This is a genomic window from Sphaerisporangium krabiense, assembly GCF_014200435.1.
In the GTDB taxonomy this organism is placed as follows: Bacteria; Actinomycetota; Actinomycetes; order Streptosporangiales; family Streptosporangiaceae; genus Sphaerisporangium; species Sphaerisporangium krabiense.
This window is the reverse complement of sequence record NZ_JACHBR010000001.1, coordinates 2,580,294-2,601,075: the sequence shown is the minus strand read 5'-3', so window position 1 is coordinate 2,601,075 and position 20,782 is coordinate 2,580,294. Positions and strand designations below refer to the sequence as shown.

Below are 20,782 nucleotides of genomic sequence, written 5' to 3'. Positions count from 1 at the left end.
GGCGCCCGGGGCGCGGACAACCAGGGAGACTCCGCCGGTAGGACCGCTGGTACCACCTTGGCGTCGCGCCGTCGGCGCAGAATGAGGGCATGACCACGCACGAGACGAGCCTGGGCGCGACGATCCGCGCCTGGCGCGACCGGCTCTCCCCGGCGGCGGTCGGCCTGCCCGCCGGGCGGGTTCGCCGTACCTCCGGCCTGCGCCGCGAGGAGCTCGCCGACCTCGCGGGCGTCTCCGTCGACTACGTCGTACGGCTCGAACAGGGCCGGGCGACCACGCCGTCGGCCCAGGTCGCCGCCGCGCTGGCCCGCGCGTTGCAGCTCACCGGCGCGGAGCGCGACCACCTCTACCGGCTCGCCGGCCTGCAGCCGCCCCGAAGCGGCCTGATCGGCGACCACATCCCGCCCGGGATCCAGCGTGTGCTCACCCGGCTCGGGGACGCGCCGGTCGCCGTGTTCGCCGCCGACTGGCGGCTGCTGTGGTGGAGCCGCGGCTGGGCGGCGCTGCTCGGCGACCCTTCCGGGGTCGCGCCGGAGGACCGGAACCTGGTGCGCGCGCGGTTCCCGGTCGCCTCCGACCGCGGAGGTCTCGCGGGATGGCCCGTCATCTCCGAGAAGCTGGAGGCGTCCGACCGGGCCATCGTCGCCGACCTGCGCCGCGCGTCGGGCCGCTACCCCGGCGACCCGCGCCTGAGCGGGCTGATCCGCCGGACGCTGGACGGCAACCCGCGCTTCGCCGCGCTGTGGCACTCCGGCGCGGTCGGCCATCACGCGGAGGACCGCAAGACGATCCGGCATCCGCAGGTCGGCGACATCACCATCGACTGCGACGTGCTCTCCGACGCGGACACCGACCTCAAGATCATCATCTACACGGCGGTTCCCGGCAGTGAGGACGAGGCCAAGCTCGCCCTCACTCGCGTCACCGGCGCGTCGCCTCCCGTCCCGGACCACCCCGGGACGGTGATCGAGCCCGTGCCCGGCGGGGGTGGCGGCCGGTGAGCGTCCCGCGAAGGGCTTACCACGCTCCTGCGACCTGGCGGATCGGGGCGTTCAGTCGGTTGAAGAGGTTCGTGACGGCGGTCATCAGCAGGATCGAGGCGAGCTGCCGCTCGTCGAAGTGGTCGGCGGCGTCGTTCCAGACGTCGTCGGGGACGGCGTCGGTGCGGTCGGCCAGCCGGGTCGCGGCCTCGGCCAGCGCCAGCGCGGCCCGTTCGGCGTCGGTGTAGTAGGGGGTTTCGCGCCAGGCGGCGACCAGGCCGATGCGTTCGTCGCTCGCGCCGAGCTTGCGCAGCCCCTTCAGGCCGGCGTCGACGCAGAAGCTGCAGCCGTTGATCTGGCTGACCCGCAGGTGGATCATCTCCATGAGCTCCTGGGGGAGCCCCTGCGAGTGCGCGGCCTTCATCAGTTCCTGGATCGGCTTCAGCGCGGCGGGGATGATCGTGGCGGGGTTCTTCATCCGGGCTTCCATGGTGTGTCCTCCGTCTGGGGTCTTGCGCGAACTTCGTGTGAGAACAGAGTGGTTGTCCGGATTGATACATTCGCTATGCGCGCACGATGCGACGGTGATGGGGGGACGATGCCGCGCTTCACCCTGCTCGGCCCCGTCCAGATGACCGTCGACGGCGCGCCGCTGACGGGTATCGCCCCACGTCACCGGGCCGTGCTGGCCTACCTGCTGCTCAACGCCGGCCGGGTGATCAGCATCGAGCGGCTGATCGACGCGATGTGGGGCCACGACCGGCCCGACACCGCCCGCTCGCAGATCCATGCCTCGATCACCGCGATCCGCAAGGTGCTGCGTGGCGCGGGAGCGGGAGGGCTCCTGGAGACACGCGCCGGCGGCTACGTGGCGCGGCCGGAGCCCGGACAGGTCGACGCGCAGGAGTTCACCGATCTGGTGGCCGCCGGCGAGCTGCGTGAAGCCCTGGATCTGTGGGGCGGCGAGGCGCTGGAGGACGTGCACGCGCACTACGTCACCGGTGTCCGGGAGCTGTGGAACGACCGGCGGCTGTCGGCGTACGAGCGCCTGGTGGAGGGCGAGCTGGCCGCCGGACGGCACGGCGAGCTGCTCGACGAGCTCGCCGCGCAGGTGACCCTCGACCCGCTGCGCGAGAAGCTGAACGGCCACCTCGTGCTGGCCCTGCACCGGGCGGGGCGGCAGGCCGACGCGCTGGCGGCGGCCCGTTCGTACCGTACGGCCCTGGCGGACGAGCAGGGCCTTGATCCCGGGCACGCCTTCACCGCGCTGGAACGGGCGGTCCTGGCCGACGACCCGGCCCTGCGCCTGGCCGGCCCCGCACCGGCGGTACCCGGCCCGCCGCGTCGCTCCACCTTCCTGCCTTACGACATTCCCGACTTCTCCGGACGGACCGCCGAGCTGGAGCGGCTCGTGGACGACCACCACGGGCCTGCGGTCGTCACGATCGACGGCATGGCCGGGATCGGCAAGACCACGCTCGCCGTCCACGTCGCCCACCGGCTGGCCGCCCGCTACCCGGACGGCCGGCTCTTCCTCGACCTGCAGGCCCACACCGCGGGCCGGGAGCCGATCGACGCCGCCGCCGCGCTGGAGGCCCTCCTCCGCCAGCTCGGCGTGCCCGCCGACCGCATCCCGGTCACGCCGGCCGAGCGGAGCGCCCTGTGGCGGGCCGAGCTGGCCGACCGCCGCGTGCTCGCCGTCCTGGACAACGTCCGCGACGCCGACCACGTGCGTCCGCTGCTGCCGGGACGCTCCGACACGCTCATGCTGGTCACCAGCAGGCGGCGTCTGGTCGACCTGGACGGCGCCCACGCGCTGTCGGTCGACCTGCTGGGCGAGGAGGACGCCGCCGAGCTGTTCGGACGGATCGTGGGCGAACGCGCGCGCCGGGAACCGGACGCCGTACGCGAGGTGCTGGGCCTGTGCGGGCGCCTCCCGCTCGCCATCCGGATGTCCGCCGCCCGCCTCCAGCACCGCCCGCGCTGGACCGTGTCCTACCTGGCGGGCCGGCTGCGCGACCATCGCCGGCTGTTGGACGGGGTGTCCGCCGCCTTCGCCCTCTCCTACGAGCAGCTCGACGAGGACGAGCAGCGCATGTTCCGCCTGCTCGGGCTGGTGCCCGGCCGCGACATCGACCCGTGCGGCGCCGCGGCGCTGGCCGGGATCCCGGAGGAGGAGGCCGAGGAGCTCCTCGAAGGGCTCCTCGACGCCCACATGCTCCTGCAGCTCGAACCCGGCCGGTACACCTTCCACGACCTGCTGCGCGAGCACGCCCGCTCGATCGCCGAGGACGACGGCGCCGTCATGCGGCTGCTCGCCTACTACCTGCACCGCTCCCGCGCGGCGATGGACCGGCTCTTCCCGCACAGCGTCGGCCAGCGGGAGGGCATCCCCCAGCCCGCCACCCCCGTCGCCCCCATCCGCGACGCCGCGGAGGCGATCGCCTGGCTCGACGCCGAGCGCGCCAACATCATCGCGACCGCCGTCCACGGGCCCGAGATCTGCCTCGGCCTGCTGGCCCTGGCCATGCGGCCCTTCCTCGACCGGCAGGCGCACCACGACGACGCCCTCACGCTGCACACCCTGGCGCTCCAGCGCAGCCGCAAGCTCGGCGACCGCGAGGTCCAGGGGCGGGCGCTCAGCGACCTGGCGTGGACCTACTGGCGGCTCGGCGAGGACGAGCCGGCGCAGGAGCACGCGCGCCAGGCCCTCGACGTGTGCGAGGAGGCGTGCGAACGGGCCCGCGCGCTGCTCGCCCTCGGCAACGTGGCCCTGCGCCGGCGGCAGGACGCCCAGGCGGAGCGACACCTCAGGCAGGCGCTCGACCTCACCCGGACCGGCGGCGACACCTGGGGCGAGGCGCAGGCGCTCGGCGTGCTCGCCCTCGTGCTCGACCGCACCGGCCGTCCGGAGGAGGCCCGGCGCCATCTCGACCTCGCCCTCGCGCTGCGCCGCGAGGTCGGCGACCTTGCCGGAGAGGCGACGACCCTCTACGGGGATCTCGGCGTTCCGGAGACGGAGGAGGTCCGCGCCTTCCTGGAGCACGCCGCACGGCAGGACCCCGTCCTCACCCCGTGAGGCGCGGCGGGGACGGTCAGTCGCTCGCGGCCAGGCAGAACAGGTGCCCCTCAGGGTCCGCGAGGACGGTCCAGTCCTCGCCGCCGGGCTGGAACTCGGGCTTGGTCGCGCCGGCGGCGAGCAGTCGCTCGACGGCCTGGGCGATGTCGGCGACCTTGAAATCGAGGTGGGCGTGCTTGGCGGCGTCCGGCCAGCCCGGCCCCCGGTAGCCGTCGACCCGCTGGAAGGCGAGCTGGAACGGCCCCTCTCCCAGGTAGGCGGAGTCGTCGTCACTGTGGGTGATCTGCCAGCCGGTGACGTCCTGATAGAACCGCGCCAGCGCCTTCGGGGCGGCGCAGTCGATGATGATCGCGGTGAGCTCTGCCTGGACGGACATGTCGATCGACTCCCTTGCTGTCGTTTGCCCGCCCAGCATCCGCCCCCGGGCATCGCGGGGTCTTGAAGATTCTTGCGGGCCGTTTCGTCGTACCCCCCGCGTACGCTCGGCGGCGTGTTGTCAGCCGTCACCCTCGCCGCCCGGCCCGAGTTCACCGTGAGCACGGTGGCCTGCCGCGCCGACCACACCCGCTGGTCGGCGCCGGAGGCGCACGACGGCCACCGCCTCGTGCTCGTACGACGCGGCCGGTTCCGGCGGCGGGCCGACGGCGCCGACGCCGACCTGGATCCCACGATGGGCTATCTGGGCGCGCCGGGCGAGGAGGAGCGGTTCGCCCATCCGGCCGGCGGCGACGTCTGCACCTCGGTGGGCTTCGCCCCCTCGCTCTGGGACGGGCGCACCGGCAGGGGGAGCGTGTACGTCGACGCCCGCCTAGACCTGGCCCACCGCCGGGTCCTCGCCGCCGCGGAGGGCGGCGACATCGACTACGCGCTGACGGAGGAACTGCTCGGTCTCGTCGCGCTGACCTCCCCGCCGCCGGCCGAGCGGCCGAGGCCCGACCACCGGGCCCTCGCCACGGCGGCCCGCGCGGCGATCATCGACGGAGTGCCGGAGGGGGCGCGGCTGTGCTCGCTGGCCGCGGCGTTGCGGGTCTCGCCGTACCGGCTGAGCCGGGTGTTCTCCCAGCAGGTCGGCGTGTCGCTCACCCGCTACCGCAACCGGGTCCGCGTCGCCCGGGCCATGGACCGGCTAGAAGAGGGCGACACCGGCCTCGCCGCCCTCGCCGCCGAACTCGGATTCGCCGACCAGGCCCACCTGACCCGCACCGTCCGCGAACACCTGGGCCACACCCCGCTCGCCCTGCGCCGCCTCCTCACGCCACCGCCCACGCGACCTCGGACCAGCCCCCGGTCGCAGCCGCGGGCAGCACGCGGACACGATCACGGACAGTGATTGATCGATGACGGCTCGCTGTGACAGGGTGCCTATGTCTTGATCAATTACCCTGAGAGGCCGCCATGCTCGCTCGCCATCTGCTGGCCACCGCCGTCATCTCCACCGCCCTGGGCGCGGTCGCCCCCCTGCCCGCGGTGGCCTCCGCCCACGAGCCCCCCGGCCCCGTCAGCCAGGTCTCGACCGCGATGTGCGTCGACGTCAGCAACAACCGCGGCAACGGCGTCCTGATGTACCAGTGGCAGTGCGACGGCAACAACACCAACCAGAAGTTCGTCGTCGAGGACGGCCTCGTGAAGGTGGAGGACACCATCGGCAAGAGCCAGGTGACGTGTCTGGACTCCTCCAACGGCCGAGCCAACGGCACCCGGGTCTACCAGTGGCAGTGCGTGAGCAACGCCAACCAGCTCTGGGTCATCAGGAGAAACCTGATCATGCTCAAGTCCACGCTCGGTTCGGCCGACCCGCTGTGCCTGGACGCCACCAACGGCCGCGGCAACGGCACCCAGGTGTACCTGTGGCGGTGCGACTTCAACAACACCAACCAGAAGTTCGTCATCCAGGACGGCCAGATCGCGATCAAGGACACCCTGTCCTGACCTCTGACGACGCCGGCGAGTTGGGCGAGCCCCCAGGTCAGAGGCGTATCCGTTGGGCCGGCGATTGTTGGTGCGGAGCTTGGCGGGTATCAACCGTAGTGGGCAGACGGCTCCGAACTGCGGTGGGACAGGACGCAGGACGGCGGCCGTATCGAGCGGGTTACGGGTCAAGGTCATGAACGGCGACGCATCTGCCGATCTGTCGGTAGGAGAACAAGTGCTGGCCGAGCTGCTGCGGGTGGCACGGAGCCAGCCGCCCGCCCGGCTCGCCGATGTGATCACCGACCATGCCGGGCCGCTGGGGATCCGGCATGTGGTGGTGTACCTGGCGGATCTGCAGGAGAGGGTCCTGGTGCCGCTGCCCCCGGAGGCGGGCGGCGATGACCCCGCGGGTTTCGCGCCTGACCTGGACGATCCGGGATTCGCCGAGCAGCGGGAGCCCGGTGTGGTGCGGATCGAGGGCACGGTGGCCGGGCTGGCCTACCGGAAGCTGACCGTGGTGACGGCCGAGGACAACCAGGCCGCCGGCGAGCTGATCCGGGTGGGGGAGCCGGCGCACCGGCACCGGATGTGGCTGCCGCTGGTGGACGGCAACGTCCGGTTGGGCGTGCTGGAACTGACCGTCGAGCACCTGGACGAGCAGGTGCTGCAACGGTGTCAGCTGCTCGCCGGCGTCGTGGCGTTGCTGGTGGTCAGCCACGGCGTCTACAGCGACGTGTTCAACCAGTTGCGCCGCCGCGAGCCGATGCGGCTGTCGGCCGAGATGGTCTGGGCGTTCATACCCGGTCAGACCTTCGCCACCCAGGACGTGGTGATCTGCGCCGCGGCCGAGCCCGTCTACCGGCTCGGCGGGGACGCCTATGATTTCTCCATCATGAACCGCCTGGTCCACGTCTCGCTGTTCGACGCCGCCGGGCACGATCTGATGGCCGGGCTGGTGGCGGCCGTGGGGCTGGCGTCCTGCCGCAGCACCCGCCGTGCCGGCGGCGACCTGACCGACATCGCCATGCTCGCCGACGGCGCGATCCGCGAACATTCCTCGGACTGGCGCTTCATGACCGGCCTGCTGCTGAACCTGCAGACCCTGACCGGCCAGTTGGAGTGGGTCAACTGCGGCCACCCGCCCCCGCTCCTGCTCCGGCGGGAAAGAGTGGTCAAGGAGCTGTCCGGCTCGCCCGACCCGCCCATGGGGCTGCTGGGCGGCGCCAGGCCACACGTCCACCACGAGACCCTGCAACCGGGCGACCGCATCCTCTGCTACACCGACGGCGTCACCGAGGCACGCACCCCCGAGGGCGAGCTGTTCGGATTGGACCGGCTGGCCGACACCATCATCCGGACCACCGCGGCCGGGATGTCCGCCCCCGAGGCGCTGCGCCGCCTGGTCCACGACCTGTTCAGCGAAGAAGCGGGCGCGACCCTGGCCGACGATGCCACCGTCCTCCTCATCGAATGGCGCCCCACCACCCCCGCCGCCTCCATCCAAACCACCGCACAACCCCTGCCCACGCTGCCCCCCTGTTCGTGACGGCCCGCCGTCAGGGGCCGCGGCTGCCAGGTTGCCCCGGTGCCCCGCTGCCCTGGAGTCTCCTACTGTGGGAGGCCCCATGCTGCTCCTGGCGACCCCCAGGGTTGATCTCGGAGGTCTCAGGGATGGTGACGGTGCGGGGCCGTTCGCCGCGGCGGTATGAGGAGAGCGACGCATGACCATCGTGAAGGACAGCGAGGCCCGCGGCACGCAGCACTGCGAGACGACCGCGCTGGGGGTGCTGCTGCGGCATGAGGGGCTCGATCTGTCCGAGCCCATGCTGTTCGGGCTGGGCTCGGGGTTGTCCTTCGTCTATTGGGACGGCAAGGGCATGGCGTTCCCCTTCCTCGGAGGCCGCGTCAAGCCTTTCGAGCTCACCAGAAACCTGGCCGCAAGGCTGGGGCTGACGTTGACGACCAAGGAGACCACCTCACCCCGTAAGGCGTGGGAGAACGCGGCCGCCCCCATCGACGCCGGCCGGCCGGTCGGCCTCCAACTGGACTCGTACCACCTGGACTATTTCCGCTCCAAGGTGCACTTCGGCGGCCATGTCGTCGCCATGTACGGCTACGACGAGCACGACGTCCACCTCGTGGACACCGACCAGCAGGGAGGAGCGGTGCGCACCAGCCGGGCCGCCCTCGCCAAGGCGCGGGCGGAGCGCGGCCCGATGACCGCCAGGCACCGGTCCTTCACCATCACCCTGCCCGCGCACCCGCTCCCCTGGCAGGAGCAGATCATCCCCGCCATCAGACACTGCGCCGATGCCTTCCTCGCCGCCCCCATCGCGAACCTGGGCCACCGCGGCATCGAGAAGGCCGGCGAACAGGTGCCCGAATGGCTGCCACGCGCCGACGATCCGCAGCAGGACCTCCCCCAGGCCGCCCTCCTCATGGAGAAGGGCGGCACCGGCGGCGCCCTGTTCCGCGCCCTCTACCGCGACTTCCTCGACGAATGCACCCGGCTGATCGACGACGACGACCTGCGCACCGGCCACAGGCTGTACGCCGAAGCCGCCACCTTGTGGACGGACGTGTCCACGTTGATCGCAAAGGCGGGAGAAAGCAGCGACACGGGATACCTCGACCAGGCCGGCGCCATCCTCCACGATCTCTCACGCATCGAGAAGGAGGCCATGCAGGCGCTGCGTCGGTTGTAGCTCATGCGCCGAGGTCGTTCACCGGGGTGGGCATATGACGTCCGGCACGCCCCGGAGCTGGCCGCGGCGTTCCTCCTCGGTGAGGTCGCGTCCGAAAACATCGCACAGGTGAGATTTCCATACGTCAGGATCGAGCCGGAACAGATCTACAACGCCTCCGGACGTGCGTCTCCTCAGCAGGGCCTTCCCGTCCTCAGTCGACGCTACGAAGATCTGCCGGCCGGAGAAAACGTAGGAGGCCACGTCGACATCACCGGAGCCGGTCACTCTCATGAAGCGCACGGAGCGCCCATAGGCCAGGAAGAATCCGGCACTCTCCGATCCGCCATCTGAAAAGATCCCTAACTTCGACTCATCCGCGGACAACGGTCCGGTGGCAGGCAGGAGCTTCCGCGGTCGCAGACGGTCCTGCACCGACCACAGCTCGATCATCTGCTTCTGGGTCAGCACGATGGCGTAGCGACCGCTGGGCTCGACCCATGCGGTGGCCGCGTCGATTCCGAGGCGGATCCGCAGATCCGGATTCTCCGCGCGGGCCGCCAGCCGAACGGCGCGCAGGGTATGGTCGCCCGCGTTGGTGATCTGCACATATCCCGGCTTGTAATGCCGCTGAACAGAGAATCCCTTGAGATCAGGGTAAAGATCGTGAATGTCGAGTGGATCGGACAGGCGGCGGCCATCGCGAGCGTTCCAGTGTTCGATCACACTTCCGGAGACCGTGACCAGTTCCTCACCGGTGAGGAAGAAGGACTCCACCTGTTCGTGTTTCCCATCCTTGCGCACCGGGGGCATACGGGTGGTGATCTCGGTCACCTTGCGCAGTCGCGGAAGATCGTAGATCACGAACTTGTTGCGGTCGGCCATATCAGCAACTAGCGTCTCGGCACGGTTGACGGTCAACAGCAGATTCGGGTCGGAGGGTATGGGGGCGAAGCGGACCTCGGCGAGCGTTCTTCCTTGCCCTTCGGTCTCGATGACCGCCAGCCGGTCATCGACCTTGCCGCCGTCTTTTCCGAGGCGGACGACCATGGTGCGACCTCGGTCGAGTAGTTCCGGCGGGCTCAACGCCCGCAATCCGCCGTCCGCGGAGATTCTCCAGCCGGTCACGCCGATCTCGTCAGTGTGAACCACTATGAGGTCGCTCGGCGTGCCGAGCAGGGGACCGACCTGGCCGGAGGTGAATTCAGGACCGATGAACCGTTTGGGGGGCGCGCCCGACCGAGTGTCGAAAACCAGCCACTGACCGGCTACGTCACCGATCGCGACGTGCTCGCCTGTCAGGTCGATGGCGGGGCGCCGGCAACTGGCGTAGGAGTCCGAGGGCACGGCGTAGCGGACCAACTCCCGCCCGTCGGACACGCGGACGATCCGATAGACCGGTTTATCGTGTGGCTTGAACGACTCACGGCAGACCGCCAGGATGCTTCCGTCCGCCGATACCTCGGCGTCCATCGCACCCCACGTTGAGCCGTTGTGGGGATCTTCCAGTTCCCGCACGTCGCCGGTGCGGAGATCAAGGGACACCAGGGAGTTTCCACGGTCCCGCCGCGCGGCCACGAGCGTGTTCTCATCCGAGCCGAACCACACCTGCCGCAAGGCAGGGAGACGACCCGGCAGCTCCTGGAGCCGCTGTGTCGCCAGGTCCCACACCCGCAACCGTCCGTCGAACGCCACCGTGGCGATCCGATCCGCACCCGGTGAGAAGGCGACGATGTCGAAGCTACCGACCCGTCCTCCCGACATATATGCCCGGAATGCGGCGCCGCGCAGCCGATGTGCTGGTCCTACAACGATGTCGTGCGCCGTGTAACGCACATCGTGCCAGGTTATGGAGTCGTCCCCCTCCAGCATGTAGGCGATGCGCCGGCCGTCCCTGCTGACCAGCGGGAAGAGCGACCTGCCTGCGGGACCGAGATGCTCGCGCAGGACCCTGCCGCCGGCCTGGCGGATGAACAGGGTCGCGCGGCCGCGCTCGGAGGAGGCCAGCGTCACTGTGCCGTCGGCGCTCATCGCGGTGTCCAGGATCGGCCCCTCGGAGCCCGTCAGCATCCAGGCGACGTCCTTGAGCCGATCGTATTGCTGCAACAGCGCGTTACGGGCCTCCTGCGTCGGCGCGATGTCGTACGCGGCGATGGCCGCCAGGGCCGCGAGCCCAGGGTCCTCCTCGGCCATCTCCCCTGTGGAACCGGCCAGCGCGCGTGACCTGCTCTCGTCCGCCCGCTCCGCGCTGACCCGCATCTGGTTGACGAGAAACCCGACCAGGGCCACGATCAGTGCGAGCACCATGGCCACCGCGGTATGCGCCGCGCGGGTACGCCGTCGTAGCTTCCGGATCCGCCGGCGGGCCGCGGCCAGGAACTCACGTTCCTCTTCGGCCAGTTCGCGCTCACGCCCGCCCAGCCATTGGTCGATCGCCTGCAGTTCTCCCCTGGTCGGCAGGAGGCCCGCGGACTGCGCGCCGTGCTGCCAGCGCTGCAGGTCATGGGCCAGCTCCGCCCTCCCGGCCAGGAACTTCCTGTCCGCCGCCACCTGGTCCCGCAGCGCGGGCCATGCCGTGATCAGCGCCTCATGGGCCAGTTCCGCGCTCTCCGGTTCGCCCTCGCCGCCGTGCAATACCAGCAGCCGCCGCTCGGCGAACGCCCGCACGAGCTCCCACTGTGTCTCGTCCACCTCGTCCCGGGTGAGCCTGCGGCGCAGCACGATCTGGCTGCCGGGCAGCATCCGCACCAGTTTGGTGAGCAGCCGCCGCGCCGCCCCCTCCGTGCCCGGCTCGCCGTCGACCCGATCGTGCCATGCCTGCTCGGCGTGGTGTCTCAGCGCGCCGGACACGCCCTGCATCTCTTCGTAGGCCGCGTTCCGCAGGTAGCCGCCGTCCTGCTGTTCCCACAACTGCTGCAGCACGAAACCCAGCAGCGGGAGGATGCCCGGCTCGCCGCCCGCGTCGTCCAGGATGCGCCGGGTCAGCCCCGGTTCGTAGGCCACGGCCGCGAGCCGCTCGACGGGTTTGACGATCACCTCCTCCAACTGCTCGCCGGACATGGGCGCGAGCGGCAACGTCGTTCCGCCGAGCAACGCGGGCCCCAGGCGCGGGTGTCTCAGAACCGGGTCCATCAGGTCGGAACGCAACGTGACCAGAATCCGTACCCCGCCGATCGGGCGGTGCCGTGGGAACAGCAGGTCGGCGAGTTCGTCGATCTCCGCTTGGGTACGGTTCAGGAGCCCTTCCGCCTGGTCGAGGACGACGAGCAGATCGCCGGACATCGTCCCCCGGACACGGTGCAGCGTGTCGGCGAACCCCTTGCCCGCGAGCCATGCCTCGACCTGATCGGCGCCGTCCGCACGCGCGGGCCCGTACCGCCCGGACCGGACGGCCTCGTACAGCTCGGTGGCCAGCGCGGCCCGCATGGAGGAGATCAACCCCGCGTTGAACGCCAGCACCTCGTGTCCGTCCGCCCGCATCCGGGGCACCACGCCGGCCAGGGCCAGGGAGGACTTGCCACAGCCCGAAGGTCCGTAGACGGTCACGGTGCGCGCCCCGCGCAGGGCCGTGACGACGTCGGCGATGTCCTCCTCGCGCCCGAAGAAGAGGTCGGCGTCGCCTTCCTCGTAGGGCTTCAGGCCGCGGAAAGGGGAGGGCGGGCGGATGACGGGGCCGAGTCCGGGAATCTCCCGCACGATGGTCCGCGTGCGCAGCGCGTAAGCCTGCTGGGCGTCGCCCGCCGGCTGCGCGGCCACCAGCAGGCCGACCACCGCGCTCAGCCCGTTGTGCCAGACGGGACTGCCGCTGAAACCGGGCTTGACGTGGACGGTCTGTCCGCTGGCCCTCGACAGCTCCATCCAGCCCTCGCCCGTCGCGCCGCTGATCCTGCCGTCGAACCAGGTCCCGCCCGGCGCGTCACGGGGGAATCCCACCGCCCGCACCTCGCCGCCCTGCACCCTGTCGGGGTCGGCCATGGGGAGCGGGCGGGTGCCGGGGACGGGCTCGGGCAGCCGGAGGACGGCGATGTCGCCGGTCCGCTCGGCCCTGATCGGCACCCAGTCCTCGACCATGGCGTGCCACGTCCGCCGTCCGTCACCGCCGTTCGGCGACTCCCGCAGCGGGAACTCCACCATGACCGGCGTCCCCGTGGCCACGGGTTCCCACCGGGACTTCTCCAGCGCGTCCGACACCACGTGGGCGCAGGTCAGCACCAGGTCCGGGGTGATGAGAAAGCCCGCGCCCCCCAGCGCGCCGTGCTGTCCCCTGACCTGGACGACCGCTGCGGCGATGGCCTCGTCCGGGCTGCCCGACCAGGTCCGTGCCGTCTGCGCCATCTGGTCTCCTCCGCACCTCAGGCCGGACCGAATCCCCCCTGCCGGTCACTCGCCGGTCGCGCCCGGCCTCTCGCCGCGTTTCCACGTCAGGCTCACCGAGAAGTTGGCCTCGGTCGCCGTGCTCGCGATGACGATGTCCGCTTCGGCCGACAGCGAGACCCCGAACTCCAGCACGATCTCGTCCGGCGCGTTGGCGAGGTCCTGAAACCGGGTGACAAAGCTCTCGGCCACGGGGCGAACGGTGTCCAGCATCTGCCCGAGCGATCGTTGGGCCCGCACTATGGGGCGGTCGCCTCTGCCCACCCGAACGAGCGTTTCGTCCACTTCGCGGATCTGCACACGGACGATCTCGTCCCCGCCTACCGGCACCTCCACCGTGCGCACAAGACGATCACTCATAACGTCCTCCCGATGTCACGCGGCCGAATCGATAACGGCGCAGCATGCCTTTTGATAGGCCGGACCGGAAAGCGCGAGCCGACCGCGGAACCCGTCGATGGGATAGGGGTATGCACGGTCAACGGCTCGCAGACAAGAAGCGATCAGGTGAGCCGGCCGGTGGCGCCGATGTGGCGTTCGGCGGTCGATCATTCCACCACGTGAGCGACGGCCGGGCCGCTCGATCAGTTTCCGGTCGGCGGTAATACGGGATAGATGGTGCGCTTGATTTACGTCACCCCAGTACCCCTTCCTTTCAACCCAGCCCGCAGGCACCGGAATCATAGACATGGTCAAGACAGCGGCAAAAGATCAGGCGGGTCGGCTAACAGCTCACCGTGGCCTGACGATGCCGTCCCCTGTGCGGCGGATCGCAGTGAACGCGCGGAACCGGCCGACCGGGTCGGTGACGCGCGCGACACTATGCTCACTCACGGTGCAGCCGGATATCGCCCCCTGGACCAATGGTCGAGAATCCGGCGGGCCCCTAGGCTCGAACGAGGTCCCACACCGCAGAATCGGCGGACGGCGTGCTCCGTCGCGCCGGCGAAGAGCACGCGGATCCCACCAAGGGAGGCACCTCGATGGAAGGCCGCCACGAACAGGACAGCGCGCCCGCCGACGGCCGGGCGTCGGCGTCCTTCCTGATCGACGAAGCGCTCATGTTCTATTACCCCGCCGCCCTGCGGGCCATGGCCGCGACCGGCGTGGCAGATCATCTCGCGGACGGTCCGCGTACCGTCGAAGACCTGGCCCGGCTTACGGGTGTCGACACACAGAGCCTGTACCGGGCCCTGCGGGTGTCGGCGACCCGCGGGATCTTCGAGGAGTTGGACGACGGCCGGTTCCGCCTCACGCCTACGGGGGACGCGCTGCGCACGGACGCGCCCCTGTCCGCGCGGTCGGCCGTACTGATGCTCACGGACCAGTCGATGTGGCGGCCCGCCGGCGAGATGGAACGCTGCCTGCAGCGGGGCGGCCCAGCGTTCGACGACATCTTCGGCATGCCGTTCTTCGACCATTTCGCACAAGATCAGGCGACGGCGGCCATCTTCCACCATGGGATGGCGGCCATGTCCGCCCAGGAGAACGCGCCGATCGCCGCGGCCTACGAATTTCCCGACTCGGGCGTCGTCGTCGACGTCGGCGGCGGCCAGGGCGGGCTGCTGCTGGCGGTGCTGGGCCGTAGGGGCGGCCTGCGGGGTGTGCTCTTCGACGCCGAGCACGTCCTGCGACACCACCTGCTGGACGTGACGGAGACCGGTGGCCGCTGGGAACCGGCCGTGGGGGACTTCTTCACCGAGGTCCCCAAAGGGGACGTCTACCTGCTGAAGCGCATCCTGCACGACTGGGACGACGACCAGTGCGTGACCATTCTGCGCAACTGCCGTACGGCGATGCGGCCGGGCGGGCGGATCCTGGTCATCGACGCGGTCGTTCCCCCCGGCAACGCCCCGCACCAGGCGAAGCTCGTCGACCTTCTGCTGATGGCTTCCCTGGTCGGTCGTGAGCGCACGGCGCAGGAGTTCTCTCGGCTTTTCGAGGCGGCCGATCTACAGCTGTCCCGCGTCGTCCCCACCGGTACCGTCCTGTCCATCGTGGAGGCGACTCCAAAGGACCCGGACGGCTGATCCCGGCCCGCGCCAAGCATGGCCAACCATCTCGACCTCGGCTTAGCAAGCCCGGCTGAGGCGGGCCTTGGCGCGGCCGACACGGCGGCGCGCGCCTGCTCCAGCGCGGCCAGTGCGTCCGCGCGTTCCCGGTCGATTTCTTCCCTTCATGTTCGCGGTCCTGGCCGCGGCCGCCGAGTACGGGCGGGAACGGCGCGCCGGACGCTACGTCGACGGGATCGCCGCCACCGAACGCCGCGAGGCCGCCGGTCTCCTTCCGGCCGGCCGGGAAGAAGACCGGCCGGCAGGTGGCTGGCCCAGGCGTGCTCTACTGAGTGAAGTTGCCGTCGATGACCTGGTAGAAGGCGTGGCCGGTGTCGGCGACCTCCCACACGCCGAGGATCACGTGGTAGCCGGAGCGCTCCGGCAGCCTGATCGTGTGCGGCTTGTCCAGGTGCGGGTCCTGGCTGGCGTCCGGCATCTCCCACTGCGGGATGTCGCCGTAGGGCTTGTAGGTCGCGAACGGCTCGGGCTCGAACTGGTCGCGGCTCAGCGGCGCCTGGGGGTCCCAGCCTTCCTTGGTCACGAAGTAGTTGTAACGGCGCGTCTTGTGCTTGGCCGAGAAGCTCCACTGGAACGGAACCTCAGCCCCCGAGCGCAGATCGACCTTCGGCCAGTCGCGCACCTCATCAAGCCTGACCGCCTCCGGCTCGCTTCCGCCACTGGCGATCTGCCCGTCCGGCGGTACCGGCTTGGGTCCGCTGGGAACATCCGTCGGCACGTCCGGGTCGGTCAGCCCGATCCGGGTCGCCGGGAAGAACTTGCCCCCTTCCAGCGCGTTGGCCAGCCAGCCGCTATTGAACTCGATGTCCGCACGAGAACGTGGATGCGTTACCCGCCCATGCCTGGGAGCGACGTCTACATCTTCCATGGCCATTTTTCTCTCCGCTCGCCGCCGGTGCGCCGGGCACCGGTGATGTCTGCTCGCGGCGGGACGAGGCGAACGGCACAAAGGAGTCGCCTCATCCATGCAGGAGCATGAGGTCACCGTACCCTACTAGGAGTACATGATTGACTACGAAGCGTCACTAAAATAGTATAGGGATGCCGATTGCCTCGGATGCGGGAGGAGTACGTCTCCGAGCGGTTCGACGCGCCGGCCCGCGCGGCGGAGGCCACGGTGGCGATGATTCCCGGGCGTCGTAAGGCGGTCGGCTCGGCGTGATCGTCTGCCGGATGGACCGGCAATGGTCCGGCATTCCCGTGGTGGATCTTTCAGTGCAGCAGAAAGGCCCCTTCGCGATTACGGCGAAAGGGCCTCTGAGGTGCGGAGGCTCGGGGATTTGAACCCCGGATGGGCTGTAGACCCAAACCGCATTAGCAGCTCGGATCTCGGCCGTACAGATCCGTTCAACCTGGATCAACAGGCCTGTCCGGTCCGCCTGAAACAAAGTAGGACGGCGCTGGATTGCAACTAGAACTGCAACTAGGGAGCAGCTGCGGGAACGGCACGACGCCGATGACGCGCAGGCTCCGATGAGCGGCCCTCCTCGCGCTGCGTATCCGACCTGCGAACCACTCCGTCCGCGAGTTACCCCGACTGGCCCCTGCCCGCCCTGGCTAATTGCACGCGGCTTCCTCCCTGACTTGGACATCCGCCATGCCACCCCTGCCGCCCGCAACGAGCCGCCCACCCCTGTGTGGGCAAGAGGTCGTGTCGACAAGCGAGCAGCCCGGCCGTTCCGGAGTGCTCGTCCGCGCGAACGGCGGGACAGTGTGACAGAGGGATTCGCGCGGACGAGCACTCCGGCTCCGCGGGAGCTGGGGATCCCGAGCCCCCCGCTTCGAGCTCGCTCAGCCGGCTGACCTCAGCAGCAGCCGTACTTCTTCGATGCGAAGCATCTGAACCGAGATCCCCAGCAGACCCGACGCTCCCCTTAGCCAGCGCCGGAGCTTCCCCCATGTCCGGCAGCGTCCGCTCTTGTCGGCCTCGGTTGTCACTCACCCGAGGCCATTCCGCAGCCAACCACAATCGTCTAGTACCCGGATAGCTGAATGCTGGGTGGCTCAACAAGGCAGCCGTCCGTCAGTGACCATAGATCGTCACGTTCACCCCAAGCTCTCCGCTTGATGGGAAGGTCCAGGAAGTCCAGATGCTCGGTCCTGAAATAAGCTTAGCGCTCTCCATCGGCTCGACGCCCCGGAGGAGCTTCTCGACTGGCTCACGACTTCTGCAATCGCACCGTAGGGATCGAAGACCGATAGAGTACTAACGGTCAGGGCGCAGGGCGTCTCGGCCGTCTGGCCATCGGACGTATGGACTTCATCCTCATGCGCCGCTACAGCGCTCTCTTGGACTTCGGTGGACCGATCATCCTAGAGTCATGGCCAGCCTCACAACTATTACTCCACAAGCGCATCGAAGTAGAGATCGCGAAATTCTACGCTCTTAAATATGGAATCTCGCGACAATTTGGAGAACTTTTTCTGATACGAGTCGGCAGTCAAGGCAAGGATCGTCAACGCCTTCCCGGCGACCGCCATGTCAAGCGGAGCGGTAAGGCGATGATAGTTTTCTTTGAAATGGATCTGCTTTGGGTTCTTGATTCCTAGCGCCAAAATCTCGTATCCGACCGCCACATAGAAGCGAGTGTTACTGTACTCGTCCAATAATTCTTTTGCGGCATCCGTTCTGAGAAAGTCGTCCACCGCTTTGATAATTTCCACGGCTGTCAAGTAGGCCTTAACATTCAAATCCTCAGGGAATACCGATGCGTATCCGGCCACACGACCTAGTGCAGTGGAGGGCCGCGCACGTGCCGTATCCGGTTGACCCAACATCAATGTAATCATCGCCTGCGCCAAGAGGTTCATAGTGATCCTCCTCTTGGCGGGCTTTCCCTGATTTTTGTAGCGGTTCTTGCGGCGCTCGTAATACCAGTTGTGAGCAAGTAGATAACGTTCAATATCGCGCTGGAGAGGCTGGGTTGCATAGAGGGAAACGGTCGGCACCCGAGTTTGTCTATTGGTGCCCGCAATTACCTTATCGCGAGTGTCTTCATCATCTGATTCGATGACGCGTACGACTATTCCATCCTCAAGTCGCGAAGGATTTAGCGTTCCAGATCTTTCAGCCTCGTCGAGAACGTGAGTCGTTTGTAGTCCGTTCACTATGAGTGGCTGCGAGACCGTAAGCGTGTTCTGCGGCCCATCGACCTCTGTCCCTAGTACGGTTACACCGTTATTCAGCCACCAGAACTCGGCATCGTCATCCGTTGCCAGAGTCGACCCGATCGCTTCGTTAACCGAATTATCGCCCTCGAAATCTCGAACGTTCGAATCGAAGAGCTCATCTCGAAGCTTCCCTTGGTCTGACCGCACGAAATCCAGGTAACTCCGGAGTGTAACCACACCCAAGTAAGAGCTCTTCTCCCGAATCAGGTTACGAAATTCAAGCTTTGCGGGCTGACCAAAGTCCTCTCCAGCTATTTTATACAGCCCTTGCGCCCCGACATGAGTAGCGCTCACCTTAGAGCCAGTAGTTAGCTTACTCTCAACGCGCTGCTCAACCTGAGCGGCGCGCATTTTCAAGGTTGCGGAGATGTTCTCCTCGGGTGCCCGCGTCACATAAAAAAGATTAAATTTGATTCGAGGGAACTTGCCAGCAAGAGACGTTACTGCACGCCTCAAGATTCCTGTACTCTCGATGACCGCTACGTTGTAGAACTCCTCCATCTCGCTGTCCTGAGTACTCAGATCGAGGAGAACATCCAGGGAAGAAAGAAGATTCCCCCAGACCGACTCGCTCCATTTATCTGTGTTCCTTGACTGAATCAGGAAAACTTCAACAAGTGGACGATGACCGATCTTCTTCACCGAAGGGTCGCCTGGCGTAAGAACGGGATCATCGGGACTTAGAAGAGCACCATTCAAGAAGACAAAAAAACTATCGATTCCACCATCTTTTTCGCCATCCACAATTCCAGCAGAAAGCTCATCCGGCGAGATTTCTCTCGGCTTCAAAATCTGTGATGATCCGTAAATCTCAAAGACATCATCGACTTTTTCTCCGGGATACTCATTTGCACAGAATTCATCGAAGAGAGACTTGAGTACTACTTGCTCTGGAATTGGCGCGACCATTTCTTCTCCCACTTATCCCGTTGTCCTCGGTTCCCGCACCATTGTGCCATAGCCGCACGGCTTGGACGGCGCGATTCAATGATGTAGCGCAAACTACGGTAATCGCCCGCAACCAGACCTCCTCCTGCCTGCTCGAACGCCGCACCCGCAACAAATCTCACTGCCACCAGCCAGGAGCCAGCACACGAGTGAAGCGGTCTGCTCTACCGGTCGGAACGGTGCGACAGAGGTGTTCGTCGCCGGCGAGCACTCACGCCCGAGGGGGTTAGAGATCACGAGCTCCCGCTTCAGGCTCGATCAATCGGCTTGTGATAGCAACAGTCTCTAGTACTGTAATGGTGGGCAAACAAGATCGTCCACGGGGCGGCTGCTAACTGGACCGGGCGCAGCGCCGAAATCTTCACATCGACTGCCATCACTGCCAGTCAAGGCCTCGGCCTTAGCAATCTGTCATTGCATGCCCACATCGCTGTATCCGGCAGGTGTGACATGGTGGGTTCATGCGTCCCAGTGATGATCGTGGCAAGATCCTGAATGCCGCCTACTCGATTGAGTCAGACGGAGAAGGTCTGGCCCTGGTTCTGGAAAGCGGGGGCGGCAGGCCGGGGAAGGACGCCCCCCAAGGCCGGCCGCGGAACTCCGACTACAATGCGGCTCTCGTGCTGCTTCTCAGCCGACTACGCGACATGGACGCTCTCCTCCTGGACGCGATGGTGGATTCGAAGACCACGCAGAAGGCGAACGTGCCGGAGTCTGAGCGAAGGCTCTTGGACGTACCAATCCGGTTGCTGGATGAGCCAGGTACAAGCGAGGTCTTTCAGAAACTGAAACGCGGGCAACGGCATATCGGGCGGTCTTCGGACGGAAACCGGAATAAACGCATCAGGCTGCATCTGAAGGTGCCTGGCTACACCCCTGCCGATGCCGCCCTCCTCGAAGCGGATCTCGCTGCGCCCTCCATCGTCGATCTGCTTCCCACTATGGCTTACAAGCCGACTTCGCCCACGGCAGCGCAGCACCCCCCAACCACCTTCGAGGGCGCCCTTGAGCGCATAGGCTTGGTTCCTCAACGAGGCGAACAAGCCAACCTCCGACTGCTCCTGATGCCACCCGGTTCTTCCTTGGGCACCTGTGCTCTGTGCGGACTGGACCTGCCGCCCAGACTCCTCATCGCCGCGCACATCAAGAGGCGCAAGGACTGCACAGACGAAGAACGCAGAGACCTTGCCAACATTGGAATGCTTACGTGCCTCTTAGGCTGTGACGCTCTCTACGAAGAAGGTCTTGTCTCGGTTGCCACTGGAGGACAACTGATGATCAGCCCGTCAACGGCTCATGGCTCTGCGCTGGCCTCACACGTGCAAGCCCGGCTCGCTGGCCGAGCAACGCCCTGGTGGAACAAAAAACGCGAGAAGTACTACGCCTGGCATCGATCGGCCGTCTACCGAGCCAACTAAAGGTACTGCAGTATCGGTCCTCTAGTCATCTGTCACCACCTCGACAGATGCCGGTCAGAACTTAACCACAACCGCAAGCTCGACGCTCACGTTGTCACAGGACTCTCCTTCACCCCAGTGAGTGCCCTGACTGCTACATCTACCG

14 protein-coding genes are annotated in these 20,782 nt (G+C 67.5%); 8 read left to right on the top strand and 6 right to left on the bottom strand.

All coding sequences use genetic code 11. The features are described from left to right. The first annotated feature begins 89 nt into the window (after nucleotides 1–89). Nucleotides 90–1,001 (top strand): helix-turn-helix domain-containing protein, encoded by a 912-nt coding sequence (locus BJ981_RS11470; RefSeq protein ID WP_184610629.1) that lies wholly within the window; start codon nucleotides 90–92, stop codon nucleotides 999–1,001. A 16-nt stretch (nucleotides 1,002–1,017) separates the two neighbouring features. On the opposite strand, the gene BJ981_RS11465 is transcribed toward BJ981_RS11470, so the two are convergent. After that, nucleotides 1,018–1,470, bottom strand: coding sequence for a carboxymuconolactone decarboxylase family protein (locus tag BJ981_RS11465; protein WP_184610627.1), 453 nt, complete (start codon nucleotides 1,468–1,470; stop codon nucleotides 1,018–1,020). Nucleotides 1,471–1,578: 108 nt separating this feature from the next. On the opposite strand from BJ981_RS11465, the gene BJ981_RS11460 reads away from it, so the two are divergent. Next, complete coding sequence (locus BJ981_RS11460) at nucleotides 1,579–4,059, top strand: AfsR/SARP family transcriptional regulator (RefSeq protein ID WP_184610625.1); 2,481 nt, start codon at nucleotides 1,579–1,581, stop codon at nucleotides 4,057–4,059. Nucleotides 4,060–4,075: 16 nt separating this feature from the next. Here the strand turns inward: BJ981_RS11460 and BJ981_RS11455 are convergent, their stop codons facing one another. Beyond that, complete coding sequence (locus BJ981_RS11455) at nucleotides 4,076–4,435, bottom strand: VOC family protein (protein WP_184610623.1); 360 nt, start codon at nucleotides 4,433–4,435, stop codon at nucleotides 4,076–4,078. A gap of 114 nt (nucleotides 4,436–4,549) precedes the next feature. On the opposite strand from BJ981_RS11455, the gene BJ981_RS11450 reads away from it, so the two are divergent. The 4 genes from BJ981_RS11450 to BJ981_RS11435 all read left to right on the top strand — a co-directional run bounded on the left by BJ981_RS11450 (nucleotide 4,550) and on the right by BJ981_RS11435 (nucleotide 8,675). Further along, the gene (locus BJ981_RS11450; RefSeq protein ID WP_184610621.1) at nucleotides 4,550–5,389 is read left to right on the top strand and encodes a helix-turn-helix transcriptional regulator; all 840 of its coding nucleotides are present in this window, start codon (nucleotides 4,550–4,552) and stop codon (nucleotides 5,387–5,389) included. A 65-nt stretch (nucleotides 5,390–5,454) separates the two neighbouring features. Continuing rightward, nucleotides 5,455–5,988, top strand: coding sequence for an RICIN domain-containing protein (locus BJ981_RS11445; protein ID WP_184610619.1), 534 nt, complete (start codon nucleotides 5,455–5,457; stop codon nucleotides 5,986–5,988). 217 nt (nucleotides 5,989–6,205) lie between these two features. After that, entirely contained in the window at nucleotides 6,206–7,516 is a 1,311-nt protein-coding gene (locus BJ981_RS11440) for a PP2C family protein-serine/threonine phosphatase (RefSeq protein ID WP_184610617.1), read from the top strand. A 175-nt stretch (nucleotides 7,517–7,691) separates the two neighbouring features. Next, nucleotides 7,692–8,675, top strand: coding sequence for a BtrH N-terminal domain-containing protein (locus BJ981_RS11435; protein ID WP_184610614.1), 984 nt, complete (start codon nucleotides 7,692–7,694; stop codon nucleotides 8,673–8,675). Nucleotides 8,676–8,693: 18 nt separating this feature from the next. Here the strand turns inward: BJ981_RS11435 and BJ981_RS11430 are convergent, their stop codons facing one another. Together BJ981_RS11430 and BJ981_RS11425 are read right to left on the bottom strand one after the other, a co-directional pair. Then, nucleotides 8,694–12,989, bottom strand: coding sequence for an nSTAND1 domain-containing NTPase (locus tag BJ981_RS11430; RefSeq protein ID WP_184610612.1), 4,296 nt, complete (start codon nucleotides 12,987–12,989; stop codon nucleotides 8,694–8,696). Nucleotides 12,990–13,034: 45 nt separating this feature from the next. Beyond that, nucleotides 13,035–13,373: a CU044_2847 family protein gene (locus BJ981_RS11425; protein ID WP_239139383.1), complete on the bottom strand. Its 339-nt coding sequence runs from the start codon at nucleotides 13,371–13,373 to the stop codon at nucleotides 13,035–13,037. A 638-nt stretch (nucleotides 13,374–14,011) separates the two neighbouring features. On the opposite strand from BJ981_RS11425, the gene BJ981_RS11420 reads away from it, so the two are divergent. After that, nucleotides 14,012–15,058: a methyltransferase gene (locus BJ981_RS11420; RefSeq protein ID WP_184610608.1), complete on the top strand. Its 1,047-nt coding sequence runs from the start codon at nucleotides 14,012–14,014 to the stop codon at nucleotides 15,056–15,058. Nucleotides 15,059–15,365: 307 nt separating this feature from the next. Here BJ981_RS11420 and BJ981_RS11415 read toward each other — a convergent pair whose 3' ends face one another. Together BJ981_RS11415 and BJ981_RS11410 are read right to left on the bottom strand one after the other, a co-directional pair. After that, entirely contained in the window at nucleotides 15,366–15,974 is a 609-nt protein-coding gene (locus BJ981_RS11415; protein WP_204070382.1) for a lytic polysaccharide monooxygenase auxiliary activity family 9 protein, read from the bottom strand. Nucleotides 15,975–17,440: 1,466 nt separating this feature from the next. Beyond that, entirely contained in the window at nucleotides 17,441–19,192 is a 1,752-nt protein-coding gene (locus BJ981_RS11410; protein ID WP_184610606.1) for an AIPR family protein, read from the bottom strand. Nucleotides 19,193–19,680: 488 nt separating this feature from the next. Between BJ981_RS11410 and BJ981_RS11405 the strand changes: the two genes are divergently transcribed. After that, nucleotides 19,681–20,637 (top strand): hypothetical protein, encoded by a 957-nt coding sequence (locus BJ981_RS11405; RefSeq protein ID WP_184610604.1) that lies wholly within the window; start codon nucleotides 19,681–19,683, stop codon nucleotides 20,635–20,637. Nucleotides 20,638–20,782 lie beyond the last annotated feature (145 nt).